Consider the following 26,450-nt stretch of genomic DNA (forward strand, 5'->3'; position numbering starts at 1 on the left):
ATCACATCCTTCATAACGTTCCAAAAGCAGATTTCATCACATTGGCAGCATTGATTTCATCAAATCCGAGGCATACATTGCAGGTCCCCTGGTAGATGGTGTAGATTCTGTCGCTGAGCCTCTCAATCTCCTCCAGATCGGAAGAAATCAGCAGAATGGAATAGCCCTTTTCCTTTAAGTCGGCTATGATGCTGTAAATATCGCCCCTGGCACCGGCATCAATCCCCCTGGTCGGTTCGTCCATGATGATCACCTGAGGGTTCCCAGCAAGGATCCTTGAGATGACAACCTTTTGCTGATTCCCGCCGGACAATGATTTGATTTCATCCTCCTGGCTGCTGACCTTAATCCTCAGCCGGCCGACATACTCCTCTGCAATGCTGCTTTCCTTCTTCCGGCTGCTGAAGAAGCCCTGCCGCCTGAGTATTTGGGCCGTCAGATTATTCCTTACCGAGCTGATAGAGAATATCCCATTCAGAAACCTGTCCTCTGGTATATAAGCCAGGCCATTTTCAATTGTTTGGCGGACAGGCAGATTCGTAATATCCTTCCCTGCCAGGAAGACCTTCCCGCCCTTCACTTTGCCTATGCCATAGATGGCCTCAGCAATTTCCGTCCGGCCGGCTCCAACCAGCCCCGCCACTCCAACTACCTCACCTTTAAAAACCTGGATGCTGATATCCCTGAAGCCATCCCCGCTGATATTTCTCACATCAAGGACCGGCTCCTCATCAGCACGCTCCCTCTGACTTTTTTCAAAAACATCCTTACCGCTTTCCTGGCTTTCTTCCGGCAGCAGCCCTTTTATGAGCATCTCCTTCGTAAATTCATCGATTCTCCCTTTAAGCGTTATCCTGCCGTCACGGAGAATGACTGCATGGGTCGAGATTTGAAAGACCTCATCAAGCCTGTGTGTGATATAAAAAATGGCCACACCCGATTCTTTCAGCCTATCAATCAATTGAAATAATGCTTTTGTTTCAGCAAAAGTCAGTGCAGAAGTAGGTTCATCGAGTATAAGGACCTTCGCATCCCTGAGGAGCCCTTTAATGATTTCCAGCTGCTGCTGCTCTGCAATTGATAAGGAAGCGGCCAGCCTCCCAAGTTCAAGATTCCAGTCCAGCCGGCGAATGAGCTCAGCTGCCCTTGCCTTCACTTCAGCCTTATCCCGGGCAAAGCCAATCGTCAGATTCTGCTCAACTGTCATATTGGGAAAAAGCAAAGGCTCCTGCGGAACTAGATAGATCCCTTTTTCATGGGCAATGGCGGGATGATAGTGGCCGATTTCCTCTCCGCCAATCTCAAGGGTCCCTGAATCTGCCTTGTGCACTCCTGTTAAAATCTTCATTAATGTGCTTTTTCCTGCCCCATTGCCCCCAATGATCGAAATCACTTCTGATTCATTTATTTCAAGCGAGACCCCCTTCAGGACCTTATTCTGCTGAAAGGATTTATGGATATCCGCAAGCCGGATAAGGCATTGAAGCTCTCCCATCTGCATCCCTCCTTCTACATACCTACTTATTTGAAAACGCTTACTTGTTACATTTTATTCACGGCAAATCATTTTATTAATTTTTGTTTGAAGAAAATATGAATTTATTATTTTTCTTCTGAAGTTCTAACCGGCCATGGCCCCCTGACGCAGTGGCATCCCCTTGCCCCTGCCATTTTTTCGTATCAGACGGCACGGAGCCACTTTACTGTCATATTTTCTTTTTCCCTGAACATATGTTTAACTGTAAAGATTTTGTTTACATTCCAACAGAAGATGAGTGATGACAAAATGTCCTATGAAAATGATCTGATTACAAAGATTGCCTGGAAATACTATATTGAGGGGCTGACACAAAATGAGATTTCTGAATCTCTGAACCTTTCAAGGATGAAGGTGATCAAATACCTCGAAAAAGCAAAGGCCAATCATGTGATCCAATTCAGGATTGATCTGGAGAAGATCAATTATCAGGAGCTTCAACAAGAGATAAAAGAAAAGTACCAGCTGAAGGATATCTATATTGTCCCGGCCAGCAATGATACGGAAAGCGAGAATTTCACGCTGGCCGCGGCGCAGTATATTGAAGACAGGATTACCGGGGATACGCTGATCAGCATCGGCTATGGGGAGGCCGTCTCCAAGACGCTTGGTCATTTGCGCATTTCCACTAAATATAATGTGACATTCGTGTCTTTATCGGGAGGTGTAAAGTTTTATATGCCGACCGCAATTGATACACGTTCCGATTACTATACCAATCCAAACTACAAGCACTACATCATACCCTCTCCATTGATGGTCTCATCCGAAAAGCTGGCAAAGGAAATGCTTGCGGAAAAGCCCATCAGGAATGTGCTCGAAATGATCCCGCATTCCAATATGACGATTATGGGCATCGGCGCCCTTAATGACAAAGCCACCATTGTAAAAGAAGGCTATTTGAATTCTATGGACATTGACATCATAAAAACCCAGGGCGCTGCCGGCGATATGCTGAGCCAATTCTACGATATTAACGGCGATCTCATTGATTTAGATCTTCATAAACAGCTGATCAGCAGCGAAATCGGCATACTGAAGTCACTCAATCACGTGGTGGCCGTTGCCGGGGGCGCTCATAAAAGGGAAGCGATCATCGGCGCCCTAAAGGGAGGATATATTGATGTTCTGATTACTGACGAAGCAGCAGCAAGAGGCTTAGTTGAGTGAACCGGCCTAGGCCGGATTAGATCAGGGGAAGGATGACTGTGAATGGATCAATATTTAATGGCGATTGATGCAGGGACCGGGAGCGCCCGGGTCATTCTCTTTGATACAAAGGGAAACGAGGTCTGCACCTCACAGGCAGAATGGAAGCATTTAGAGGATGAAAGATATCCCGGGTCAATGGATTTCGATGTGGAGAAGAACCTGAATATCATTATTGCATTAATTAAGGAGACCATTGGAAAAAGCGGCGTAAACCCTGATGCGATTGTCTCTGTCTCGACAACCAGCATGCGGGAAGCCATCGTCCTCTATGATGAAAACGGCCGGGAGCTTTGGGCCTGCGCCAATGTCGACTCCCGCTCGGAAAACGAAACAGCCAAACTGAACAGCGGGAACAGCTCCCTGGAGGCTGAGATGTACAGCATCTCCGGCCAGACCTTTTCTTTAGGCGCCATACCCCGCCTTCTTTGGGTCAAAAATAATCTGCCTGACATCTATCAGCAAACAAAGTATGTGACCATGCTGAATGACTGGATTATCTACCATCTAAGCGGCATCCTCTCTGTTGAGCCTTCCAATGGATGCACGACCGGACTGTTCAGCCTGGCGAACCGAAGCTGGGAAGCTGAGATTGGCAGGAAAGCCAATTTGAGAGATGATATTTTCCCATCGGTATATGAAAGCGGAACAGCAGTTGGTAAGATCACCTCTAAAATGAATGCGCTTACAGGTTTGAGCACAGAAACACTTGTTGTGGCTGGAGGCGGAGATGCCCAGCTGGCCTGCATCGGGGCCGGGATCATCAATGAAGGAGACGCCGCGGTCATCGGCGGGAGCTTTTGGCAATATGAATATACAACGAAAAAGCTGCAGATGGATCCTGGATGCAGGGTCAGGATCAACTGCCATAGCATTCCTGATACATGGCAGTATGAAGCCATCGCCTTCTTCCCCGGCCTTGTGATGAAATGGTTCAGGGACAGCTTCTGTGACCTGGAAAGATATCTGGAGAACGAAACGAATGAAAGCATCTATGAACAGATGGAGAGAAAAGCACTGCATGTTCCGGCCGGCAGCAACGGCCTGCTCTGCACCTTCTCAGATACCATGAATTATATTTCCTGGAAGCATGCTGCTCCCGGCTTCCTTAACTTCAGGCTCGACAGCGGCAGATTCAATAAGGCCGCCTTTTACCGGGCGATCATGGAGAATGCCGCCTTCGTTACAAAAGGAAATATGGAGCTGATCAGCGGAATAACCGGCGCTTCCCCAGACTTTGTCGTATTTGCAGGCGGAGCCTCCAAAAGTCCGTTATGGTGCCAGATTGTATCCGACGCCCTCAATAAACCGGTCAAAATTCCGGTGGTAAGAGAATCCACTGCCCTTGGTGCCGCCATCTGTGCAGGTGTAGGAGCAAATATATACAGCGGCTTCGATGATGCAATTGAGAAGGTCGTGGCATTTGAAAAAACCTATTATCCTAACAAAGAAAATCATGCAGTCTATGAAAAGCTGTATCAAAAATGGACCCGTATTTATAAAAACCAGCTGGAATTGGCTGACCAGGGACTCACCGACCATATGTGGATCGCCCCGGGACTAAAAGAGAGCGGAGTGTGATGAGAGATGAGCATCATCAATGAAAACGAGGAAGCATACCGTTTCGGGGACAGCGGACCGAAATATCTCCTGAGGGGGCCGCGAATGAACTTCGGACTCGTCGTCCTCCAGCCCGGCCAGGACTTCCCTGCCCACTACCATGAAATCATGGAAGAAAACTTCTTCGTCCTCGAAGGCGAGCTCGAAATCCATATCGACGGCGAGATCTTCCGCTGCCGGAAAGGCGACTTCATCCATGTTGAGCCAAAGAAAGTACACTATTTAGTCAATAAAGGCAAGGAAGTTTTTAAAGGGGCGTTTATGCTGGCTCCGTATCAGATTAAGGATAAGGTGGATGTGGATTATAGGCCATAGGGCACGCAGGGACAGGGTTTCAAGCCCTGTTTTTTTTATTTTGAGAATACGGTCCAATAGAGCTTTTCATACATTATCTGTATCTTTTTCCCAGCCGTTACGTCTAATGAAAAAAGGAGGGAATCTGATGAAGCGTATTTCGGCTATTCTGTGTTTCTCCCTGCTTCTCCTTTCCGGATGCCAGGAAAGCGGTCAAAGCGGGGCGGCATCAGGGAGCAGCGACCCCAAAAAGTTGGACGAACAATCTCAGTTTGTGGAGGATGCGCCCCGTTTTGTTGGTGAATTCCAGGAGAATATTCTTGATAAGTACACCAATAAGGTAAGAAACCTGCAAAACGGGACCGGTACTTATGATTACTTTATCCAGGACCATTTTTATGGTGATGGAAACCCAGTGCCTGTGCAGGCTGGAGGAACATTTAAAGGATTCACCGTCCCATTGGAACCGGGACAAAAGTTGATTGTTGAGTTAGGCAAGTGGGATAAGTTTGGACGAAACACAGAAAAAATTGATTCACGGACTACTGCAGACGGCGGAGATACAGCAGTAAGCATTCCACAGCAGGAAAGCACCATTTATTATTACCGGCTGGCTGTCATGGATGCCAGTGGGAAAATCTTAAAGGAAAACTATTTTCCTTTATATACTCCATCAGAGGAGAATCACATGATTGCCACAGCCTCCAAATCTGTGTACAAGAAGGGTGAAACAGCAAGCATTTATTATGAAAACTGGGCGATGCATGGAATGGAAACCGGGTCAGCTTATGGGATCTATAAGCAAACATCTGATGGGTGGGAGCCAGCTAATAAAGGCATGGCATTTACTGATATTCTTATCATTATGTCTCCTTCAAGCATAAAAACAGAGCATATCAACCTTGCCGGTCTTGAAGAAGGGAATTATAAGGTTTTAAAAAGCTTCAGCAGGGAAGGAGAAACTGGTAATAGAAATGTAACCTTGGGAGTCGAGTTTAAGATAAAGGGAGGATGAAAAGTTGAAGAAATTGCTGGTATTGGCTGTTTTAATGTTTTCTTGTTTCTTTTCTTTTACTCAAAATACAGATGCATCCGGTTCGTTTAAGGATATTGAAAATCACTGGGCGAAAGTAGAGATGGAGTATTTGGTTGGCAAAGGCGTGATCGGCGGGTATGCCGACGGCACCTTCAAGCCTAATGAATTTATCACCCGCGCACAAGCTGCCATTATGATCGGCCGCTCCAAAGAGCTGCCCGGAGAACCTGCGGATACCAGATTCAAAGATGTAAAAGCAAGTGTAGCCGGTTCAGGCTATATTCACGCTTTAACCGAAAGGGATATCATTGTCGGTTACCCGGATGGAACCTACCGGCCGCACCAGGCGGTTACTCGCGGGGATGCTAGCATCCACATTGACAGATCCAGCAGATTTGAAAATAAGACTGGCATAAAAAACCCTTTTAACGATGTTTCACTTGAAATGATGGCATATCCGCACATCATGAACCTGACCGGCAATGGAATCGCAAGCGGTTTTGCTGACGGAACCTTCCGTCCTAACCAGCCTATAACACGTGCGCAGTTCTCGGTGTTTATGGCGCGTGCTATTCAGTATGGGAATTAAGCGCGGCTTGCTGTCCTATGTCAATTTAGAAGTAGTTGCTTGAGCTACTCTAAAAAGAAAAATTCTCTATATCTGTCACTCGGGTGGCAGGCCAAATGATCAGATATGGAGAGGAGTTTTTTGTCAAGAAACTGAATAAGTATGCAAAAAGAGCTCCTCTTCTAGAACAAGGGACTGCCCGTCCACTCAATTATAACTGTAAGTTTTTAAGAGAATCCCCTCATAATCTTGTCAAAATAAGATGGCTGTCTCATACTCAACTAAACATGCAAAAATAGAATGAGTTTAATTTTCAACTCCAATGGGGAGGTTTTGGTGATAACATAAAAGTCATCTGAACCGGTGACAATTCCTCTAACCTTCTACCTATACAAAGGTATCCTTGAAGAGAGTTCTCATTTACTACCACACTGTTGGGAGAACGATTCTTTACCTCCATTTCTCAAACTTATTTTAGATAAATAAATAAAGAAAGGGCACCTTGGCCCTTCCCCTTTGCTTATTTGAGACATTATTAATTGTACAGAACTGCCTTTAGCACTTTTTGGTTCATACTCTCAGTAAAGGCTCTTTCAGCCTCTATTAATGGAAAATAGGAGACGATATTTCTCAGTTGGCTCTGGTACTTAATAAGAAGATCAGCAGCATCGCGATAATCTTCGGGATCACATCCATAGCTGGTCAGTATCGGCCACTCATTGCGTACCATCTCGGTCAAAAATAAGGCGGTCTCCTGCTCGTATAAAGCTACAGCAACGAGTTGTCCTCCTTTTCTCAAATACCTGAAGCTGCTTTTCAATGCTGCAGAAGATCCGGAGCATTCAAAAACGTAGTCCACTTTATCTGGCAGCTCCTCCTTATCGGCAATAAAGGGTTTCATATTAAATAGATAAGCCTTTGATAATCTGTAATTATAGTCCCTTTCCAGGCCGCTGATTCTTACCTCAGCTTTTTTATCCGAACATATCAAGCCAGTGAAGAAGCCAATGATTCCCGGCCCTTGAATGAGAATGTTATCTTGCGGCATTATTTCTTTTATTTTCTTAACCGAGTGCACCGCTATGCTCATTGGTTCGAGCAATGCTGCCATATCCACTGGAAGCTGCGGAGGTAATTCTTGTATAAATTTCGGCTTTACTTTAACATATTGGGCCATTCCCCCATCAAAGTGAAGTCCGATTACATTTATTTCATGGCAGACAGAAGTGCGTCCTTCCCTGCAGTTCTCACATGAACCGCAGTAGTGCATCGACTCTATTACAACATGCTTGTTCAGCAGATGGGCATTCTCATCTCCGGAAACATTTATCACCTTTCCGGATATTTCATGCCCGAGTGTGGTGCCGGTGCCTACAAATTCATATCCCTTTGCATGTTTGGCAGCATGTATATCGCTGCCGCAGACACCGCAATATGAAACCTCTACCAAAACTTCCCCATCACCCAATTGAGGGAGTTCTTTTTCTTCTATTCGTATCCTTCCTGCCTGCCTTGCTTTAACTATTGCTTTCATAAAATGTGCTCCTTTGCTCTTAAGATGCGGTCCAGCCGCCATCTGCATAAATCGTTTGGCCAGTGATATAGTCGGCCGCGTCTGAAGCAAGAAACACTACGAGACCATTCAAATCATTGGGATATCCGGTCCTTCCGGCTGGGATTCGGGACAGCACCTTGTTCTTCCACGCTTCATCTCTGAATAACACTTCTGTTAGTTCTGTCTGAAAGTACCCAGGTGCTATGGCATTAACTTGGATGCAAGGCGCCCACTCTATAGCCATTGCTTTTGTGAGCTGATTCACTCCCCCCTTTGAGGCACAGTAAGGACCCATATTGGGCAATCCTAAATGGCTGCTGAGAGAAGCCATATTAATGATCTTTCCTTTTCCTCTGGCGAGCATGTTTTTAGCTGCCGTCCGAGATGAAAAGAATACACCCTTTAAATTTACATCGATTACCTTCTCCCAGTCCTTTTCAGTTATATCCAGTATTGGTTTTCTGATATTTACACCCGCACAGTTTATTAATATTTCGATATCAGGATGGGCAGAAATAACAGATTCAACTTGAGATACAACCGACACATCCATATATTCAAAGCGGACCTTTAAATTCTCTCTTTCAAATTCTTTCTCAACAGCGGTAACCTTATCCTCATTGTCTACCCCTGCCATTATAATAGAGGCACCTGCCCGCCCCAGAGCCATGGCCATGCTTTTTCCCAAATCTCCTGCGCCACCTGTAATAAAGGCGATTTTTCCGGATAAATCAAACATTTCAAATCACTCCATTGCAAAACTGATTTACAATTCTTCCGATTTCCTGAAGAAGGTATACTCCCCATCTGTCTTTACTATCTTTCTAAGGACTGAGATCAGATAAATAGACAGCAGCCCAAATCCAATTGTTACAAGGAAGAAGAATGGGTATAAGGGCATACTGTTTATACCTGCCAGAAATGTAATGTTTGTATTTAAGCCATGGAGGCCGTATAAGAAGCTATAGTACATAATTAGAATAAAAGCCACTAATTCTAGGGCCAGTACGGCAACAACAAGCTTAGCAATAACCTTACTGCTGAACTTATTGACAACAATGTCCAGTCTGGGAAAGATTCCTGAAAAGAATGCATAAGGCAGACCGCAGAAAAAGGCTAGAGGCATTAAATAGTTTTGAACATATAAATAGCTTCCGGGTATGGTAGAGCCAAAGAGATTTTTTAAGGTTACATCAATAAAAGTAATGAGCATCATAAGGACGATGGCAGCACCACTAACATACATGCCAGCTCTCGATAGTTTGACCAGCGGGGAAGCATTATGGGAATTATTCATTTCTTCCCTTCCTTCCTTTACATATTATTAGGCAGCCAAGTGATTAGCTCTGGCCATAGTAGCAATGGCGGGAGAACAAGTAAGGTTATAATAACAGCATAGATGGTCCCATAATAAAAGACCCTGTGAACAGCCAGATTTGAAACCCCTGCAACACTGTAAACACTTAATCCTACTGGTGGGGTCAAGAGACCTGCTGCACATACAATCGTCAATAATACCCCAAACACGATTGGGTCATATCCAGCTTGCGCTGCAATGGGGACAGCAACGCTTACGGTTATTAACACAACTGCAGTACCCTCTATTACCATGAACAGCAGGAAATAGATAGACAGCAGAATAGCCATCAGCAGTACAGGATAATTTAAAAGTGGCTCAATCCAGTAAATGACCTTAGTCGGGACAAGCGTAAGAGTCATGAACTTTCCAAAGATGCTCGCTCCTAATATGATGAAAAGAACCATTGAAGAAATCTTTACAGTACCCTCAAGGGCTGTCTTGATGAATTCCAAGTTAACCTTCTTTAAAAGGACAGCCATGACAAAGCTCAGGAGCGCACCAATTGCACCTGCTTCTGTGGGTGTGAAAAGTCCAAAGAATATGCCAAAAAATATAGAACCAATAATTATAAACATGTTGCTGATGGATATCGCATAGTTTTTAAAGCTAGGATCCATATCCCCACTGGGAAGCTGTTCAGTGGAAAGCGCAGCGGCAGTCTCAAGTGCAGAGTCATTAGCGATCTCCTTCTGCGTAAACCTGTGCAGGATGAAAATAGCTGTAAACAGAACTGCCATCGTAATGGCAACCGGGATAGTCATGGCAATAAATAATTTTCCAATTGAGGTTTGAGTCGCCGCTCCATAGACGATAAGAATGATGGATGGCGGAATCAGAGTTGAAAGTGAACCTGCCGTCGCAACTGTGGCGGCAGCGAAATATTTATTGAATCCATGTTTCCTAAGCTCAGGGAGCGAAATTTCTGCCAGAGCTGCGCTTATAGCTGTAGCAGAGCCGGATAGAGCACCCAAAAAACCTCCTAACAGAAGAGTGAATGCACCAAGCACCCCACCCTTTTCTTTTGAGATCTTAAAAACAAGCCTATAGAGAAGCCCAATAATATTTGCCCTCACAATGAATTGTGCCATTAAGATAAACAGCGGTATAGTGGTCAAGGAATAGGTAGCCACACTGTAAAAGCTAGAATCCTGGATTACCGCCGGAAAAGAGCGGAAGCCATCTAGCATCATTAATCCAACAATACCGGTTACAATCAATACAGTACCTATATGCATACCGGCAGCCAAAAGGATAACAAACAAAATGGCTATAAGAAATAATGCGAGAGTTCCATCCATATGTTCACCCTGTCCCTTTCATGTTTATTTCATTTGTTTGATTTCTTCCGGTACATCTCCGCCATGCTTGATAATCAAATCTCTCCACATTAAGGCAGTCTCCTTCCCCGGAAGGCCATTCTCATCATTCATTTTAATCCACTTCTTCCAAGTCTCTACGATTGCCTTATCTATCGCCTCTTGGACTTCAAGAGGCTGGGCGCTCATATCCTCAATTACTCCGCCTTTTTTCTTATTATTATTTAGAGCCTGCTCCATCCTCTCCTCATAAAATTGGTATGTCTCTTTTGAATCAAGCAGTTCGGCCGCGACCTCATCCATTACCTCCTGGACATCATGCGGCAAAGACTCCCAGGTCTCCTGGGTCATGCCAAATATATGACTAAAATGTCCAAGGTTAACGCCTTGTATTGTATAACCTAGAAGCTCGTCTATTCCATAGCCTGGCCAGTCGGGAATTGAGAAATATAAACCATCAATAGACCCTCTTGATAATCCGTCATAGATATCACCCGCTGGCATAGCAATTGCGTTGATTCCAATTTCTTTAGAAAATATTTCGGCAACCCGCCCGGAGCTCCTAAATGTAACATTTGTAAGTTCTGTCAAGTTTCTGGGACCCTTTTTATTTGCATAGCTGAAGTTGTAGCCTTCAGTTGTAGGAGTAGTCCACATTTTCAGCCCTTTGCTTTTCAGTTCATAATCGTAAAATGATTTCCCTTCTTTAAGCGGCAGATTTCCCATGACCAATTCTTTATAAGCAGCAGATGCCGTCGTTACGTTAGACTCCAGAAGCGGGAGCATAGATACCTCCGAAAGAGGGAATCTGACTGGATCGTAAACTTGAAACATTGGCATTACCATATCAACAATACCTGACACAAGTGCATCATATTCCCTTCCCATTGCCACCACGCTGCCCCCATAGTGCACTTCAAAATTTACCTTACCATTCGTTCTATTTTCCACTTCTTCCATCCATTTGCTTAAATAAGCTGTGTAAATAAGATGAGTTGTACCGACTCCAGTCCCCACTCTTAATGTAATAGACTCTGCAGAATGTGCCACATGCTTAGAGGTCTCCAATTTATTGCAGCCGGCCAGCAATATCATCAAACATGCTGTTAATATAAAATTTTTCTGCTTCACTAAAGCTCCACCTCTTCCATGATTATGTAAGCACTTCCAATCATTCGTAATGGAAACGGGCTGCATGACAGCCCGTAAAAAAGTCGAGAGAATCTTAATATGCCAGATTTTTCACAGGGATATTGTGCTCTGCACAATAATCCTGGTACTTTTTCATACGATAGAAAATATCGTCCTGCAAAAATACTTTTCCATTCTCATCAAAATACTCAATTACTCCACCTAAATAGAAAAGGGTAACCATATCCTCCCCTTCATCTACAGTTAATGTATGAATATCTCCAGGCGGTTCGTAAACAAATGTGCCCGGCTTTGCCACCCAATCCCTTTCAAGATACCGCCAACTGCCCTGCAGCGTGTACGCAAACACAGTCCCTCCTGTATGGCGATGGCGGGCATTGCCTTTGCCGGCTGCAAACTTAGAGATATGGATCCAGTTTCCTGTTGTCAGGTCAAAACGAATTGGTTTGAACCATACACCATCTGCTTCAGTAAAAGTCGGCACCCAAGGAATGTCTGTCACATCGATGGCCTGATCCGGCAAATTATATTTTTCAACAAAAGCTTCTAAATTCACGAATATTCCCCCTAATGATAGTTTTGTTAGTTTCACAGTAATTAAATGCAAGTACTGTGCCAACTGTAAAACGCTTACAAAACAAGGGGCACCACTGTACTACCTGTGCAAGTTTGCACAATTGGTGCAAACTAGCACAGGCATTATGTAAGGTGGATATTTAATTTATTTAACTTTCTCATCAATGTTGTTCGATGAATCTGAAGACTTTTTGCCAGCTGATTCAGATCTTGGATCTCCTTCCATTTGTTAATGATAATTTCCCTTTCTACATCATCCATTATTTGCTGCAGCCCCTGTTCCTTTACCTTTGAATGGAGAGTGGAAAATTTTATGTGTTCAGGCAGGTCTGCACCTTCAATTATTTCCTTTTCGGACAGCACCACCAATTGCTCAATCAAGTGCTGAAGCTCTCTGACATTGCCGGGCCAAGTGTAGTTTCTCAGATAATAGTAGGCATTTTTGTTAAATGAAAGAGCCTTCCCATACTGAGAGTTATATTTTTGCAAGAAGTATTCTGAAAAAATTTCAATATCTTCGTTAATCCTGCGCAGTGGAGGCATGGCCACCGGAACAACTGAAAGACGGTAATACAGATCTTCCCTGAATTGACGTTCAACGACAAGCTCTTCCAGCTTTCTGTTCGTTGCCGCAATCACACGGACATCAATTTCGGTACTGGAAACTCCTCCTATCTTTCTTATTTTTTTGTCCTGCAGGAATGTTAATAGCTTTACCTGAAGGGCAAGCGGAAGTTCCCCTACTTCATCCAAGAAAATAGTCCCTTTCTGAGCAGACTCAATTAGACCCTTCTTTCCTCCTCTTATAGCACCTGTGAAAGAGCCCTCCACATATCCAAAAAGCTCCGATTCTATTAAATGTTCCGGAATTGCACCGCAGTTTACTTCAATAAAAGGCTCGGAACATCGGCTGCTCAGCTCGTGGATTGCCCTGGCAGCTACATTTTTACCGCTTCCAGTTTCACCAATAATCAGCACAGTGGAATCAATCTCTGCCAGCTTTGAAATTTTCCTTTTAACCTCTTTCATTTGCGAACTATGTCCAAGCAAAAAGGGCACGTCCCTTACCTTTGATTTTAGTCGGTTGATTTCTTTTTGCTGGTGGCTGTTAATTTGCTCTTGCTTCTTCAAATTTTGCCTAAGCTGATTTAAAGCAGTCATATCATAAACTGAATTAATGATTAAGCTGATGAGGCCATTTTCATCCATGACGGGATTTCCATTCACCAGCCAAACCTGTTCCTGCTCTTTTGTTTTTTGAAGAACGGAGACTTTAGCTTTCTTTGAGAGAACTTCAAGAGTCACTGAACTATCAAAATAACCGTCAAATACAAGCTCGGCAATATGCCTGCCCCTCACTTCCTCCACTTTGATTCCGGTCATCTCGGAATATTTGTGATTAACCAGGAGAGTAAATCCCTTATCATCGGAGATATAAATGCCATCATTAATGGTATTCAGGATTGTTTCTACCTCTGGGGAATACAAATAAGAAAAATCTGGTTTATTTTCCAACCCGAGGTCCATAATTATGAGAAACAATGCCGTTTCTCCAAAGTTAAGCACCTTAATGACGCCATCCTCAAATTTCGTCTCCTTTTCTCCATGTAAAAGAAGATTTTCTATTTTCTCAATGATATTAGTCATTTCTTCCACTTGGCCTGCTTTATTTTGATGAACAATTCTTCCTTTAGAGTTATAAAGAAAAGCCGGAACTGCCAAATTATTGATAAATTGATCCAGCTTCGTTTTTTGAAAAATATGTTCCAGATTCATTTCTTTTCCCCTTTGCTTTTATGAGTGACATTCTATTAAAATAATATTTACATTTTAACAGTTTTTTCTGAAATTAAGAAATATTCACAAACTAGCAAAGACAGTAAAAAACTAGCTTATTTTACCAAGCTAGTTCATGAACATATTTAGAGATTATATTTTTGAAATCTTTATTTATCTATACTCACTCCCCCCGCCCCACACTTCCCTACCGCCTGTGTGGGCCGTCGCTGCATGCGTTTCTTCATCTACCAATTCCAGCACTCCCGGCTCCTGATTGTGATGCCAGGTGTAGCCTTCAGGATTCGTTCCTTCACTAAGTCCATTGATATCATGCTGTGATAGTCCCAGTTCCCCTGCCAGCCTGGGGTTATCCTGAATATCCTGATATAACTCTTGATTAGCATAGGAAAAATGGACATGATGCAGACTGCATATACAAACTTTCATCTATATGTACTTCACAGCGTGCATCAAATTCAGGGAATACGCCTGCAACTGAAATCCCGCCAGGAAGATCAACGACATCCTCTTCAAACGGAACTCCGGTCACAGGATGGACCGAACCGGCCAACTCACTGTTAATAGTCGAGATATGTCCAGCATCCATGCCGCCCAGGTCACTGTCTGTATCTGAAGCATCAGCAAGATCTGCTCCATCCATCACATCAACGATCCCTACAGCCAATGCTCCGACCGCGACTGTTTTGACAATGGAGGAAGCCCCCTTCTTTACCCGGTAAGCATCTCCCTCCATCATGCCTCCTATAACTTCCCCGCCGCTCTCAAGCGTATTCTTCGCTGTATAAAATGCCCCTTTAGCTGTTCTCGAAACCGCCTGGCCCATCTCTCCCAAACCTCTATTGCGCTCTTCCGGATCAGAGTGAAGCATGCCCGATATGATTCCTGCCGCTCCTGCTGCCGCCTGCCCTGCAGTATCACCGGCAAACTCCGAGGCTTTCCTCACACCTTTGCCAATATCCTCTACCAAATCAAACCCCTTCAGCTTGCCCGCTATCTGTATGGGCCCGCCGACCACTGTCCCGGCTGCCTTTCCTGCAAACTTACCCAGCCCTCTAATCATAGACATTCATACCCCCTCCTTTTTACCTATTAAAATCTATTATATTGGAATTTAATGGGTTTGTCTTCCGGTTTACAAAAATCAAAAGTGGCACGTAATAACGTACCACTTTTGAAAGTGCATATACTTAAATTGACTTGCTGACTTTCACAGGCCGGGACACAAAACCCTTCCTCTTCTCCCAACCCGAAACCACATACCCAGCTGCCCCCAAAACCAGCACCGCCCCCATCATCACCCAGCATCCATTGGTAAAACTAATACCAGAGTTATTCAACTCAACCGACATCTCCCCATTAATTATCTTAGCAGGATTAAGATAAGTGAAAGGCAGCATATGAGCAAAAGACGATAAAATCTTGGTGCTTGCGGCATAGCCGGATATGCAGACAATCGCTGCCACTGCCAGCACACTGAACTGATTCTTGATGAATAAAGAAAGAAACACAGACAATACGATTAAAAACACAAGGACCAGGCTATGCAGCGCATAATTCTCCAGCACCACTCTCCCCAAGCTTTCCAAGTGGAAGCCGGTGCTCCATCCGGCCGGACTTTGGCCGGTGTAAGAAGCCGAACCAACCGCGGCGGCACTGTCATAATGGACAATTGGATACAGCCAATCCCCGAATCCATTTGCAATCGCACCGGCCAGTACCACCAGAAAGACCAGGACTGTCCAGCTTAAAAGACTTAAACTTGAAGCGGCTATCAGCTTTCCGATAAAAACCTGTCTGCCTGTTACAGGCTGCGTCCTTATGAATTGAATGGCAGGCCGCTTGCCCCTTTCCCTGGCAAGCCCTCCCCCAAGAAGGAAGAAGAATACAACGATAATATAAGAAAAATAGTGGTCAAAATAATAATACAGCGAATATAGGCCGGAGTTATCAATCTTTTTGTTCTGATTGACCCATTCCTCTTGAGTCTGATTCGGCTGTTCATGGGTCCAAGTGGTATTGATGGTTGGATTGAATTCCCCGGCTATGATGGGGTCTATCTGCTTTTCCATCATCCATTGTTTTTCAGCCAGACTCACATCAACAGTGAACTGGCCCAGCAAATCTACATAGCTTTGAGAAATATTGTTTGTATCAAACTCACCATTAGCAGCCTGCAGCTCAAATAGATGATACTCCTGTAAAGGTGCGAGCTCATAATGGTAGTAGCCATCAACTGCTTTATTCACTTTTCCCAACCGTTCCTCAAATAAATTCTGCACAGTTTTTAATTCCTCAGCGTACTCTTTGTCCCCTTGGCTATTTTCAGAAAGCCCAATAGCTTCTTCATAATAAGGTAGCAGCTCTTCCTCTATTACTTTGGCATTTTCTTCAAGCCCCGCTATATAAGCTTCAGCTCTTTCATTTTTCTCATAAGTAAGAATGACCGAGCCAAGGACAATAAACACCGACAAAACGGCCATTACCTGCAGCAGCAGCCCTTTTCTCCTTTCTTTCCTCCATTCAAACAGAATGAAATTCGCCAGGGTGCTGCTGGTCCGCTGTGTTCTTCCTTTGTAAAATGGCCGGTGAATAGAGGAAAAACGCTGCTTTCCTTCCTTTTTCAATAATCTGCCTGCCACTATTAAAAGGGCAGAGCTCCAGAGTAAAGCACCAAGAAAATAGAGAAAATCAGTCTTCGATGGGACTGTCATGGCCAGGGTGTCAGCCATCAGCAAGCGAAACGGGTTGAACGGCCACTGTAAAACAGCCTGCATATCCGTCAAAATAAAGCCTGCCAGTGAGAAAAAAACAGTCAGCATGATAGACATAAAGGTGTTCTTCGTCCAGCTGCTGAACAAGAAAATGAGGCTGAACAGAAAGGCACTCGCACAGACAAAAAACAAAATGGCGCGGAAGACGAATTGGTATATAGGCATAAGAGCAGCCACATCTCCCGTTCCGGCTATCACTGGATATTGCATGCTTAAATCCTGTCCGTGAAACAGCAGGGGAATCAGGACACTGACTCCTGTCACAATCACTACAAACAATAGCGCTGACACCAGCAGGCTCATATACTTCCCGGCTGCCAGCCGCCAGCGGGATATCGGCTGGGTCGCAAGTGTGGACCAGGTGTTCTGCTCTTTTTCCTGCGAAAGGCTTCCGCCGAAAAATAATACCATAAGCACTAGCCCGATCACGCCCAAAAATACAGAGCTGCCCTCCTTTAGGATTAGATGAGGCGAAAGAGGATACTCTTCATCCTCATAAGGCAGATTGTACTTCTGGAGCCAGCGGCTTTTATCAAGCCTTGCCTGGATCTCACTCTGCGTAATCCCGGTGAATACTCCGCCGCTGTCTAAAAAAGCCTGCAAATGTGAGAGAAACTCACCCTCCGGCTTTGGAACGTCCCCCCATCTCTCTTCTGTAACAGCCACCTTCCACTGGAATATGCTGCTAAGCATCCCTTGGACCTCAGAAAGCTGTTCGGCAATGAGCTGATCTTCCGGAGTTTCCTTTTGCTCGAGCGTCAGCTGCGTCTGGGCACCCCTTGCCTCTACATCCAATTGCTGGACCACGAAATAGGCCCGGTCCTTCATTTCCGGGTACTGCTGGTAATGATAAAAATAGACCGCCATTGTGTAGAGCAGAACAATGAAAAAGAGCCATAGAAACTTCTTCTGCCTGATCAGCTTTTTCAGCTCGAACATGATATGCTTCATAGCCCGGCTCCATTTTCCATATAAATCCTTTGGTACCTTTCTTCTGAACCATGCACCTTTTTCTCAATATCCAGGATGCCGATGCCATTCTCCCCCATTAGCTGGATGAATGAAGGCAGCGTTACATCTTCACTCGCCAAAACAAATTTTCCTTCATTAAATGAGACATCAACCTGGTTCTCTTTTACTATGGCCGCTGCCCTTTCCTGCTCATCAACCAGAACATGGTAAAATACCTTCTCATATGATGCGATATTTTCCTCTATCAATTCCCCGCCCTTCATGAACAGGATGTGCGAGGTGACCCGATCGATTTCTGATAAGTTATGGGAAGATAATAAAATACACGTGCCCTTCTGCTGTTCTTCCAGCAGAAGATTCCTCACCCGGATGCTGCTCGTTGGATCAAGCCCATTCAAAGGCTCATCCAAAATCAAAAGCTTCGGCTCGTTCACAAGTGCCATCGTCAAAAGAAGATGCTGCTTCATGCCAAGAGAATACTTCCCCACCTTTTTATTCAGATAAGCATCCATGCCAACCCGCTTAGCAGTCGACAGCAATCTTTTCTTAGAAATTCCCTGCATATCGCCGATGAACTGGAGATGGTCATATCCAGTCAAATAATCGTAGAGGACTGAGTTGTCCTGCATGAACGAAATTTCTTTAAAGATACTATGATCCTGATTGCTTTTATGTAAAATGGTTACCTTGCCCTGGTCGGCCTGCTGCAGATTGGCAATGATATTCAGCAGCGTAGACTTTCCCGACCCGTTCGGTCCGACAAGCGCCACAATTTTCGGTTCATCGATTTGAAATGTTATACCCTTTAATACCTTGTCTTTTCCATACGTCTTATGTATTCCGTCAACAGAAAGTATCATCGTTTCCTCCTGGCTGTTTTATTCAAAAAGAGAGAGTGGGACTCGCTGAGGAGTTTGAGTAGTATTATATATTAATAGACGGATGGACATGACAAAAGTAACAGATTTAGGGGTTGGGAAAATTTTAATGCCCTATATAAAATGGAACAATGGAAAAGGGCCATACTCCACAAAAAAGGAGTATGGCCCCGAATGTCTATTTCGCCCGATGAACAGTCAAATTAACTTTATTTGTTTCACATACAAATGTGGAAAGATGGACTGGTTCGTCACTGGAATCAAACGCAATCTTGACGATTCTGAATAGATTGGCGCCGATATCGCATTCCAGCAGTTTTGCATGGTCTTTAGTGGCTCCGATCACATCAATGATTTTATCATTGCTGATTATTTCAGTGCTGTAATCCTCCAGGAGGATCTGATAGGTGGATTCAAGCCTCGCGATTTTTTTTTCCAAATCAGGGAATCGCATGAGAGAGTAGTGTGCGATGTCGTAGAATAAAGGGCGGTCATTTACATACATCAGCCGCTCCAATTCAAGAACAGGGCTGCCTTCTTCAATGCAGAGATGCCCTGCGACCTCTTCTGATGCGGATAAGACTTCGCTTCTTAATATCCGCGAGTTGGGAATCATCCCAAGCTGGTGGCTGAATTCCGAGAAGCCGCTTACAGACAAGAGCTCGTTATGAAACTTATTTGATGTTACAAACGTCCCTCTGCGCGGTACGCGTGTAAGCGTTCCTTCATTCACTAATTCCTCTATGGCTTTGCGGATCGTAATCCGGCTCACATTATAAATATCGCAAAGCTCTGCTTCTGTTGGAATTTGTTCATCGGGCTTGTACTTTCCGCTCTGGATGTCATTCTTCAGCATTTGCCTGATTTGCATATACAGCGGCTGAGGCGTTGAAGGATTTAAATTCATCTGGTTCATCCTTACCGTCAATAGATTGTTAAGATCTATTATACATTGATCTAACTCCCCAGTCACCAGGCACCAAAATATCTGATTGTATTGGCGGCAGTCTTTGCGCCCAATTCTAAACAGCTTTGTATTGAAAGGCCTTTCAAAATACCGTAAGTAAACCCGGCTATGAAAGAATCTCCCGCTCCCATCGTATCCACAACGTCAGTATCCACCACACCATACTCGTAAAAGTCTCTTCCATTATAAGCAAGCGAACCTTTTTCACCCAAAGTGGCAATCGCGATTTTTGCTCCTTTGCCAACCGCATTTTTTAAAAACTGACGGATAAACGCATCATCTTCCTTATAAGAGAAGAAAGGATAATCAACATATGGCAGCAGGCTTTGAACCAGCTTATGGGCCAGCTGATCAGAAAAATCAAAGGACGTCAGCAGCCCTTTTTTCTTAAAAAGAGAAAAATAGTTTTCCGCATGTCCCCATAGGCCGGCATGAACCAGCTGATGAGCAGCAATAAATTCAAGTTCTTCTCCTGTTAAAGCAAACTCGCTCATAACACCTTCATCATAGTCACCAAAGCGCCGGTCATTGCCTTCCATATGTACATCTGTAACGGCTGTTTTTCCTTCCTTTATGGAAAGATGGGTTGTATCCACCCCCTTATTCCGGATGCTTTTGATCATTTCTTCTCCATAGTTGTCTGTGCCTACCCAGCCAATATACGCAGGCTCCGCTCCCAGTGCTTTTAAATAAACTGCCACATTTACCGGATTCCCCCCAGGATAAGCTTTCCCGCTGTCATTATAGACATCCATGCAGTTATCCCCGACTGTAACGACCTTCATGGTGCTTTCACTCCTTTCAGCTTAAGAAAGGAGCACTGCCGCTAGCAGTGCTCGATCATTCTTAGTACTCCATTTTGCGATAATAGCGTCTGAGTTCCAAAGGATGATTTCTCTCCCGCTCAAGGTAAACGCTGATGCGGCTGAGGACAGCCCAGTTGATATTGACAGCGAAATGCTTCCTGAATTCATCGCTGATTCCGTCCATTTTAAAATCCTTCGTATCAATTACAGTCAGTTCTTTGGTGATCTTCTCAGCGAAACGCTCAACACGCTCGGCAAGCGGACGGGTTTCATCTTCCCCTTTTAGCAAAATGACACTTGTATCTTCGACAACCAATTCAAGCGTACCATGGAAAAACTCAGCAGCATGGATCGATTTTGCGTGGATCCACTGCATCTCTTCCAGTATGCACATTGCATAGGAATACGTATTGCCCCAAAGATTTCCTGATCCGACCATCATATGGTAGTCCGTATCTTTATGCTTAACAGCAAATTCCTCTGCTTTTTTATCAAAAGATTTTACTGCATCTAGAATGGCTCTTGGAAGCAATGATACTTCTTTCACGAATTGATCATATTGCGGAAATTCTTCATTGTTATGCATGAACCGGAAGGACACCATATATAAAAGCATAAAGAATGTATCAAAAGAATGCTTCTCAGATCCAGTCGTGATGCAGTAGTCGACGATTTTTGTCAGCGGCGTGTCACTTTCAGCGACCAGAGCCAGCGTTGTTGCTCCTCTTTCCCTGCAAGATTCAGCAGCAGCAACCGTTTCCTCTGTTGTGCCTGACACAGAAGTGAAGATGCAGACAGAATCCTTCGTAAAATGCTTAGGATTTGTGACCATGAATTCTGAAGCAATTTCTGCGCGGACATCAATGCTCGAGTTTGTTTTGAACATATATTCATAAGGATACATCATGGCGATCGTTCCTCCGGCGCCAATCATATAAATATTGCTGTAGCCGTTTTTGCAGATACCATCTACGATCTCTTCAATCTTGCCCCTGTAGCCAAGGCCCTCTTTTTCTACTAGTTTCAAAAACAATTCTTCATCAAACTTCAACATGGGAAACACTCTCCTTATGAGTCTCTTGCTCGCGACTTTATTTGTTATGTCTTGTATTATAAATAAACATTACAAATAATTCAATCTTTTTCCTTTGAAAATTTTCAGGGAGTCAGCAATCACTAACTCCCCTCCTTGGTATCAGGCAACTATATTGTCTTTGGCAGCCTTTGAGCCATACTTTCTTTCCCAATAATAATAGACAGGAAGCCCGGTGGCGACGACAACCAATGCCGCAATCATGCCCTGGATCGGCGCCCAGGTAAAAGTTCCCCAGGCAAGCCAGGCAGCACCGGCGATGGCCAAAATCGTTGTAATCCTCCATAAAGGCATCCGGTAGACCGGCTTATAATCGTCTCTTTTCCGGCATTTATAAACGGCCGCAAAGTCCATAATGTTGATCAGGAGCTGGATAAGCGTAAAGTATCCCAGCAGGGCCGTTAGATTGCCGAAGAAAACCAGGAAGCACGCATAAATGACCTGCACCAATATCGAAAAGCTCGGAGTTTCATATTTCGGATGAACCTTGGCAAAGCGCTGAAAAAACAGCCCATCCTTTGCCATCGCATACTCCAGCCGCGGCTGGAACATGATGCAGGAGCTTAAAGAACCGAGTATGACAACAATCGCTGTCACTCCTACAAATGATGAAGCAATATCCGATAATCCCGGTATATACTTAACCGCATCAGAAACAGCCGCATTGGATTGGATAAGCTGTTCAAAAGGCATCAATCCGATTACACAGACTGCAAGCAGCGTATAAAGCGTAAGGATAATGAAGATTGAAGTAATCAGCGCACGCGGCAGCACCTTGCCCGGATTCTTAAATTCCCCGGCCATAAAACAGATTGCCGCCATGCCTGTGTAAGCCCAGGTTGTAGCTGAAACGCCGCCGATTAGGCTTGTTTCCGTACTGCCGGATGCTGGAGTGTAAGAAAAGTTGCCTGGGTTCATATAGATAAAGCCAAGCGCAATGACAATCAGGAATGGAACGATTTTTACTGCTGTAATAATGACTTGAAAGAGGCCGCCTTCTTTTACGCTTCTGTAATGAATTGCTGTGATGGCCAAAATAATGGCGATTCCGAGCAGCTTTCCATTCATCCCGTCAAAGAATGGGAAGAAAGAAGCAACATACGAAACGATCGCAAGGGCCATAATCGAGATGCTTGGCGGATCAAGTGCCCAGAAGGTAGACCATCCATATAAGAAAGCCAATGGCCGCCAGCCTGCTTTATTTAGATATACGTAACCGCTTCCATTTTGCGGGTAGGCTGTAGACAGCTCTGCCAGCACCATGACTTGCGGAATCGCAATCAGCCCGCCGATGACCCAGGCCAAAATTGAAATAGTCGGGGTGCCGGCCGCTTTTGCCACTTCCCCTGTAGAAACAAAGATTCCTGATCCTATTGTCGTCCCAACCGCAATAGCCAGCGCAGCCCAAAATCCAAGCTTGCGTGTAAGAGCCCCATTACTCATTTTGAGTTCCCCCAGTTTTAGAATGGAATGTTTCCATTTCTCTTAATTTTTTCACAGACTCTGAAACTATTTCCTTTGGATTCTTATAATAATTAGATCCCATAATCTCCAGGGTACACGCCCCCTCATACCCGCTGCGTTCTAGAGACTCCATATATACCCGCCAGTCCAGCACTCCATCATCCAGGGCCAGATGGGCATCTGACACAGCATCCCCATCAATTAAATGAAAATGCTTAACCTCACGGAGAGCGGAAAAATAATCTTCAGGAGTTTCCCCCGCTAGCTGCATCGCCACGGTATCAATCATTCCGGTCAGAGAAGGTGATCGGATATCCTCATGCATCCTCTTAACTCCCTCAACATCCATCACAAGATTGGTCTCAAACCTTGTTAACGGTTCCAGGACAAGGTTCATCCCTTCCTTTTCCGCTATCTTTGCTAACTGATGAATTGAATCAGCGGCATAATTCCACGATTCTCCCGTGCTCACAGAATGATCTCCAATGCCTGAAGTGATCAGCATCATAGTGCAGTCCAGCTCCAGCGCTGCATATAAATTATCCTTAAAGTACTCCACACTGCTTCTTCTCCAACCAGAATCGGACGCCGCAATATTATACGGATAAACACATTGCTCCGGTGTAAAGCAAACCAGCTCCATATTTCTCGTTTTCAGCTCCCGCTTCATGCTTCTTAAATGGCCAGGCAGATTCCGGTATACATAGAAATGCGGCTCTCCAGCCCACAACTCAATATGCCGGATATCAAGACTTGTCATGCACTCCAAAAACTCCTTAAACGGATAATGCCTGAATGTAATATTCATCCCGGCAAGCTTCATATAGTTCCCTCCTTTTTTGGAAACGCTTAATTATTTGTTATGATTTGTATTATAGTTAGGTAGTACAAAACAAGCAAGACTTTTTTGAAAATTTAATATTTAAGCGTAGACACATAAATTTTAAAAAATTCCATACTCCTGCTCTGCTGATAGACCAGGGTAAACCGAATTAAGCTTTATTTTTAAATAGTCCATATCTCTTTTGCCAAAATTTTTAAATGCAGAAGGAATACTGAATAAATAGTCGAAATATTATAACTATACCTACTCATTAATGATGAGCAGGTATAGATGGGAGAGTAAATATGCCAGAATATATACAAACTTTCTTTAAGTCCAAACATGATTACAGGAATTATGCTCTTTTGCGGATATTAGCAGATTCGCCTGTCCCCCTGGGCTCTTGGGTCCTGCGGGAGAAGATGGCACAATTCGACATAGACATAAGCACTGCCAGCATAGGGAGGTTATTGAAGGAGTTTGATCATAAGGGATATACCGAACTGATAAAAAACCAGGGAAGGAAGCTTTCCCATATAGGTATGAAACAACTGGGGTATATCGAAGATGAGCTGAATCGTTATCAAATAGAAAAAGAATTTATCAATGCCTCCAAACCAAAAAGCTATCAGGACTTGCTCGACCTATTGCACGCAAGGAAGGTTATTGAAATGGAGACGGCCAGGCTCGCAGCCCTTCATGTCCATGAAGAGGATATAAAAAAAATGGAACTTACTATTGAAAAACACAGCTGTGATGCTTCCCATCAATTAGATTTGACAGAGGTCAGCTGCCATTTCCATGAACTAGTCGCAGACGCATCAGGCAATCGTTTTTTATGTTCTACTCTGAAGCTCCTTATATTGGAGGAGATAGAATTGGAAAAGACCTTTCCATACCTTGCCGCTCATACCCAGGGAGGACATTTTGCCCCCGATCATAGTAAGGTGCTTGAAGCCATTAAAGCCGGAGATGCCGATACGGCATCAGCCGAAATGGAAAAACACATGGAGAAGCTGATCTTAGCAATAAAAACTTCCATTAAAGGGGGTGAGAGATAGAACTGGCTTTTAATTTCTTATCTAAATAGGGGGAAAGTGAGATGGAGTTTGGTATTTTGGCTTTACTGCCGCCGCTTATTGCAATTATTATCGCCCTTCTGACAAAGCAAACGATTTTATCCTTATTCATTGGTGTTTGGGTCGGGTCCACCATTATTAATTCATGGAATCCGTTTTCGGGTTTTGCCAGGAGTATCTCTGATTTTATGATTCCTTCGATTGCCGATCCATGGAATGCCGGATTGCTGGTCCTGGTTTCCCTTGCCGGAGGATTTATCCACATTTTGCGGGCAACAGGTGCTGCTCAAGCTTTCGCGAATATCGCTACAAAACGGGTCAATACACGAAAAAAGGTTCAAAATATCACGTGGGGAAGCGCCTTTTTATTCTCCTACACTGAGCCTGTCCTCATTCTTGGAACCATCATGAGGCCGCTCACAGATAAGCTTAATGTTTCCAGGGTTAAGCTTGCATACATCCTAGACTCCATGGGTGCCTCACTTGCAGCAATGTCTCCGATCAGCAGCTACGGGCCTTTTATTACAGGGCTGCTAGCCACACAAATAACTGCTCTCTCTTTATCAGAAAATCCCTGGTCTCTTTTTATTCAGATGATTCCTTATAACTTATATGGATTATTTGCGATGGTAGGGGTTTTATATGTCATTAATACAGGATTGGATATTGGACCTATGTACCAGGCAGAAAAAAGAGCAATTGAATCCGGTGAGGTTTTCGGCAAGAATGACAAACCTTTAGTGGCAGACAATGCGGATTCATTTCCTGAAGGCCATGTCTTTAAGTTCAGGCAGTTCCTCGTGCCTATGGTGCTCTTATTCCTAACAATCTTCACTGTTATCTTTTGGACAGGGGATATTGCCGAAAATGGATTCAGGGGAGCATTTATCAATGCCAATATAGTTCTTGCTATCTCTTGCGGTTTTCTGGCCGGATCCGCCGGAGCAGCAGTGATTTCAATTTCTTCCGGGCTTCATTCTGTGAAAACAGCTTTCGATGAATGGACACAAGGAGTAGTCAACCTGATGATTGTACCCATGATTCTTGTCATGGCATGGTCAATTGGAAAAGTAGCTGGGGAAATGGAGCTCGGGGCCTATATGGCAGCAATAGTAGGCGATAATCTCCCCTCTTTCTTGGTGCCTGCATTAATCTTCCTGTTGGGATCAGCCATTGCATTCGCGACAGGAAGCTCATGGGGAGTATTTGCCATCATGATGCCTATTGCCCTGCCTATAGCCGCGGCAATGGATATCAGTATCCCCTTAGTTATAGGGGCTGTAATTAGCGGCGGTTTATTCGGCGACCACTGCTCCCCTATCTCTGACACGACTATCCTCGCTTCGACGGGAGCGGCCTGCGATCATATTGAACATGTACGCACACAGCTTCCATATGCATTGCTGATTGGGATCTGCTCCTTTATCGGTTTTCTGGCCGCGGGAGCAACCGCCGGATGGGTTGGCATCGTCATTACTGCTGCAGCAGTATTTTCGAGCCTTTATGTGTTATACAAAAGAATGAAACGTACGGACTATCCAAAAAACATAACTATGTAAGCAAGGGAAGTGTCA

At 44.3% G+C, this 26,450-nt stretch carries 24 protein-coding genes; 7 read left to right on the forward strand and 17 right to left on the reverse strand.

All coding sequences use genetic code 11. The features are described from left to right. Positions 1 to 10: 10 nt before the first annotated feature. The gene (locus FZD51_RS07440; protein ID WP_222928612.1) at positions 11 to 1,495 is read right to left on the reverse strand and encodes a sugar ABC transporter ATP-binding protein; all 1,485 of its coding nucleotides are present in this window, start codon (positions 1,493 to 1,495) and stop codon (positions 11 to 13) included. Between the two features lie 291 nt (positions 1,496 to 1,786). Between FZD51_RS07440 and FZD51_RS07445 the strand changes: the two genes are divergently transcribed. From FZD51_RS07445 to FZD51_RS07465, 5 genes are all read left to right on the forward strand, one after another. After that, entirely contained in the window at positions 1,787 to 2,707 is a 921-nt protein-coding gene (locus tag FZD51_RS07445) for a sugar-binding transcriptional regulator (RefSeq protein ID WP_187445661.1), read from the forward strand. A 42-nt stretch (positions 2,708 to 2,749) separates the two neighbouring features. Next, the gene (gene lsrK / locus FZD51_RS07450; RefSeq protein ID WP_148974168.1) at positions 2,750 to 4,327 is read left to right on the forward strand and encodes an autoinducer-2 kinase; all 1,578 of its coding nucleotides are present in this window, start codon (positions 2,750 to 2,752) and stop codon (positions 4,325 to 4,327) included. Positions 4,328 to 4,333: 6 nt separating this feature from the next. Next, positions 4,334 to 4,681 (forward strand): cupin domain-containing protein, encoded by a 348-nt coding sequence (locus tag FZD51_RS07455; RefSeq protein ID WP_148974169.1) that lies wholly within the window; start codon positions 4,334 to 4,336, stop codon positions 4,679 to 4,681. A 127-nt stretch (positions 4,682 to 4,808) separates the two neighbouring features. Further along, complete coding sequence (locus FZD51_RS07460) at positions 4,809 to 5,675, forward strand: immunoglobulin-like domain-containing protein (RefSeq protein ID WP_148974170.1); 867 nt, start codon at positions 4,809 to 4,811, stop codon at positions 5,673 to 5,675. A 4-nt stretch (positions 5,676 to 5,679) separates the two neighbouring features. Further along, entirely contained in the window at positions 5,680 to 6,285 is a 606-nt protein-coding gene (locus tag FZD51_RS07465; protein WP_148974171.1) for an S-layer homology domain-containing protein, read from the forward strand. A 514-nt stretch (positions 6,286 to 6,799) separates the two neighbouring features. On the opposite strand, the gene FZD51_RS07470 is transcribed toward FZD51_RS07465, so the two are convergent. The 16 genes from FZD51_RS07470 to FZD51_RS07545 all read right to left on the reverse strand — a co-directional run bounded on the left by FZD51_RS07470 (position 6,800) and on the right by FZD51_RS07545 (position 23,797). Next, complete coding sequence (locus FZD51_RS07470; RefSeq protein ID WP_187445662.1) at positions 6,800 to 7,798, reverse strand: zinc-dependent alcohol dehydrogenase; 999 nt, start codon at positions 7,796 to 7,798, stop codon at positions 6,800 to 6,802. A gap of 19 nt (positions 7,799 to 7,817) precedes the next feature. Further along, the gene (locus tag FZD51_RS07475) at positions 7,818 to 8,558 is read right to left on the reverse strand and encodes an SDR family NAD(P)-dependent oxidoreductase (protein WP_148974173.1); all 741 of its coding nucleotides are present in this window, start codon (positions 8,556 to 8,558) and stop codon (positions 7,818 to 7,820) included. Positions 8,559 to 8,585: 27 nt separating this feature from the next. Next, positions 8,586 to 9,116 carry a TRAP transporter small permease gene (locus FZD51_RS07480; RefSeq protein WP_148974174.1) on the reverse strand — a complete coding sequence of 177 codons (531 nt, stop codon included), beginning with the start codon at positions 9,114 to 9,116 and terminating at the stop codon, positions 8,586 to 8,588. Positions 9,117 to 9,133: 17 nt separating this feature from the next. Further along, positions 9,134 to 10,477 carry a TRAP transporter large permease subunit gene (locus FZD51_RS07485; RefSeq protein WP_148974175.1) on the reverse strand — a complete coding sequence of 448 codons (1,344 nt, stop codon included), beginning with the start codon at positions 10,475 to 10,477 and terminating at the stop codon, positions 9,134 to 9,136. Positions 10,478 to 10,501: 24 nt separating this feature from the next. Then, positions 10,502 to 11,626, reverse strand: a complete 1,125-nt coding sequence (gene dctP / locus FZD51_RS07490; RefSeq protein WP_187445664.1) for a TRAP transporter substrate-binding protein DctP — start codon at positions 11,624 to 11,626, stop codon at positions 10,502 to 10,504. Between the two features lie 94 nt (positions 11,627 to 11,720). Continuing rightward, the gene (locus tag FZD51_RS07495; RefSeq protein WP_262380780.1) at positions 11,721 to 12,203 is read right to left on the reverse strand and encodes a 2,4'-dihydroxyacetophenone dioxygenase family protein; all 483 of its coding nucleotides are present in this window, start codon (positions 12,201 to 12,203) and stop codon (positions 11,721 to 11,723) included. Between the two features lie 143 nt (positions 12,204 to 12,346). Next, positions 12,347 to 13,999: a sigma-54 interaction domain-containing protein gene (locus FZD51_RS07500; protein WP_148974177.1), complete on the reverse strand. Its 1,653-nt coding sequence runs from the start codon at positions 13,997 to 13,999 to the stop codon at positions 12,347 to 12,349. Positions 14,000 to 14,173: 174 nt separating this feature from the next. After that, positions 14,174 to 14,449 carry an HNH endonuclease gene (locus FZD51_RS07505; RefSeq protein WP_148974178.1) on the reverse strand — a complete coding sequence of 92 codons (276 nt, stop codon included), beginning with the start codon at positions 14,447 to 14,449 and terminating at the stop codon, positions 14,174 to 14,176. Continuing rightward, positions 14,400 to 15,089: a hypothetical protein gene (locus tag FZD51_RS07510; protein WP_148974179.1), complete on the reverse strand. Its 690-nt coding sequence runs from the start codon at positions 15,087 to 15,089 to the stop codon at positions 14,400 to 14,402. Before FZD51_RS07510 ends, FZD51_RS07505 begins: the two co-directional genes overlap by 50 nt. Positions 15,090 to 15,210: 121 nt before the next feature. Next, positions 15,211 to 17,745, reverse strand: a complete 2,535-nt coding sequence (locus tag FZD51_RS07515) for an ABC transporter permease subunit (protein WP_148974180.1) — start codon at positions 17,743 to 17,745, stop codon at positions 15,211 to 15,213. Continuing rightward, positions 17,742 to 18,626: an ABC transporter ATP-binding protein gene (locus FZD51_RS07520; RefSeq protein WP_148974181.1), complete on the reverse strand. Its 885-nt coding sequence runs from the start codon at positions 18,624 to 18,626 to the stop codon at positions 17,742 to 17,744. The genes FZD51_RS07515 and FZD51_RS07520 overlap by 4 nt, the downstream gene beginning before the upstream one ends. 196 nt (positions 18,627 to 18,822) lie before the next feature. After that, complete coding sequence (locus tag FZD51_RS07525; RefSeq protein WP_148974182.1) at positions 18,823 to 19,551, reverse strand: GntR family transcriptional regulator; 729 nt, start codon at positions 19,549 to 19,551, stop codon at positions 18,823 to 18,825. 62 nt (positions 19,552 to 19,613) lie between these two features. Continuing rightward, on the reverse strand, positions 19,614 to 20,396 hold the full coding sequence (frlD, locus tag FZD51_RS07530) for a fructoselysine 6-kinase (RefSeq protein ID WP_148974183.1): 783 nt from the start codon (positions 20,394 to 20,396) through the stop codon (positions 19,614 to 19,616). A 61-nt stretch (positions 20,397 to 20,457) separates the two neighbouring features. After that, positions 20,458 to 21,471 (reverse strand): SIS domain-containing protein, encoded by a 1,014-nt coding sequence (locus tag FZD51_RS07535; RefSeq protein ID WP_148974184.1) that lies wholly within the window; start codon positions 21,469 to 21,471, stop codon positions 20,458 to 20,460. Between the two features lie 141 nt (positions 21,472 to 21,612). Continuing rightward, entirely contained in the window at positions 21,613 to 22,953 is a 1,341-nt protein-coding gene (locus FZD51_RS07540) for an amino acid permease (RefSeq protein WP_148974185.1), read from the reverse strand. Beyond that, entirely contained in the window at positions 22,946 to 23,797 is an 852-nt protein-coding gene (locus tag FZD51_RS07545; RefSeq protein WP_148974186.1) for a sugar phosphate isomerase/epimerase family protein, read from the reverse strand. Before FZD51_RS07545 ends, FZD51_RS07540 begins: the two co-directional genes overlap by 8 nt. A gap of 305 nt (positions 23,798 to 24,102) precedes the next feature. Here FZD51_RS07545 and FZD51_RS07550 point away from each other — a divergent pair, with 305 nt between their 5' ends. Together FZD51_RS07550 and FZD51_RS07555 are read left to right on the forward strand one after the other, a co-directional pair. Continuing rightward, positions 24,103 to 24,858: an FCD domain-containing protein gene (locus FZD51_RS07550; protein WP_148974187.1), complete on the forward strand. Its 756-nt coding sequence runs from the start codon at positions 24,103 to 24,105 to the stop codon at positions 24,856 to 24,858. A 41-nt stretch (positions 24,859 to 24,899) separates the two neighbouring features. After that, positions 24,900 to 26,435 (forward strand): Na+/H+ antiporter NhaC family protein, encoded by a 1,536-nt coding sequence (locus FZD51_RS07555; RefSeq protein WP_148974188.1) that lies wholly within the window; start codon positions 24,900 to 24,902, stop codon positions 26,433 to 26,435. The last annotated feature ends 15 nt before the right edge of the window (positions 26,436 to 26,450 follow it).

This window comes from Bacillus infantis (assembly GCF_008180445.1).
GTDB classification, from domain to species: Bacteria; Bacillota; Bacilli; order Bacillales; family Cytobacillaceae; genus Bacillus_AB; species Bacillus_AB infantis_B.

Bases quoted from the DNA above. Each gene is read 5' to 3' on its own strand.
- FZD51_RS07545 (WP_148974186.1), bottom strand. From the start codon at position 23,797: ATGAAGCTTGCCGGGATGAATATTACATTCAGGCATTATCCGTTTAAG.
- FZD51_RS07515 (WP_148974180.1), bottom strand. From the start codon at position 17,745: ATGAAGCATATCATGTTCGAGCTGAAAAAGCTGATCAGGCAGAAGAAG.
- FZD51_RS07470 (WP_187445662.1), bottom strand. From the start codon at position 7,798: ATGAAAGCAATAGTTAAAGCAAGGCAGGCAGGAAGGATACGAATAGAA.
- FZD51_RS07460 (WP_148974170.1), top strand. From the start codon at position 4,809: ATGAAGCGTATTTCGGCTATTCTGTGTTTCTCCCTGCTTCTCCTTTCC.
- FZD51_RS07440 (WP_222928612.1), bottom strand. From the start codon at position 1,495: ATGGGAGAGCTTCAATGCCTTATCCGGCTTGCGGATATCCATAAATCC.
- FZD51_RS07480 (WP_148974174.1), bottom strand. From the start codon at position 9,116: ATGAATAATTCCCATAATGCTTCCCCGCTGGTCAAACTATCGAGAGCT.
- FZD51_RS07540 (WP_148974185.1), bottom strand. From the start codon at position 22,953: ATGAGTAATGGGGCTCTTACACGCAAGCTTGGATTTTGGGCTGCGCTG.
- FZD51_RS07445 (WP_187445661.1), top strand. From the start codon at position 1,787: ATGTCCTATGAAAATGATCTGATTACAAAGATTGCCTGGAAATACTAT.
- FZD51_RS07500 (WP_148974177.1), bottom strand. From the start codon at position 13,999: ATGAATCTGGAACATATTTTTCAAAAAACGAAGCTGGATCAATTTATC.
- FZD51_RS07485 (WP_148974175.1), bottom strand. From the start codon at position 10,477: ATGGATGGAACTCTCGCATTATTTCTTATAGCCATTTTGTTTGTTATC.
- FZD51_RS07555 (WP_148974188.1), top strand. From the start codon at position 24,900: ATGGAGTTTGGTATTTTGGCTTTACTGCCGCCGCTTATTGCAATTATT.
- FZD51_RS07510 (WP_148974179.1), bottom strand. From the start codon at position 15,089: ATGTCTATGATTAGAGGGCTGGGTAAGTTTGCAGGAAAGGCAGCCGGG.
- FZD51_RS07535 (WP_148974184.1), bottom strand. From the start codon at position 21,471: ATGTTGAAGTTTGATGAAGAATTGTTTTTGAAACTAGTAGAAAAAGAG.
- FZD51_RS07520 (WP_148974181.1), bottom strand. From the start codon at position 18,626: ATGATACTTTCTGTTGACGGAATACATAAGACGTATGGAAAAGACAAG.
- FZD51_RS07550 (WP_148974187.1), top strand. From the start codon at position 24,103: ATGCCAGAATATATACAAACTTTCTTTAAGTCCAAACATGATTACAGG.
- FZD51_RS07475 (WP_148974173.1), bottom strand. From the start codon at position 8,558: ATGTTTGATTTATCCGGAAAAATCGCCTTTATTACAGGTGGCGCAGGA.
- frlD (WP_148974183.1), bottom strand. From the start codon at position 20,396: ATGAAGGTCGTTACAGTCGGGGATAACTGCATGGATGTCTATAATGAC.
- FZD51_RS07525 (WP_148974182.1), bottom strand. From the start codon at position 19,551: ATGAATTTAAATCCTTCAACGCCTCAGCCGCTGTATATGCAAATCAGG.
- FZD51_RS07505 (WP_148974178.1), bottom strand. From the start codon at position 14,449: ATGAAAGTTTGTATATGCAGTCTGCATCATGTCCATTTTTCCTATGCT.
- lsrK (WP_148974168.1), top strand. From the start codon at position 2,750: ATGGATCAATATTTAATGGCGATTGATGCAGGGACCGGGAGCGCCCGG.
- FZD51_RS07455 (WP_148974169.1), top strand. From the start codon at position 4,334: ATGAGCATCATCAATGAAAACGAGGAAGCATACCGTTTCGGGGACAGC.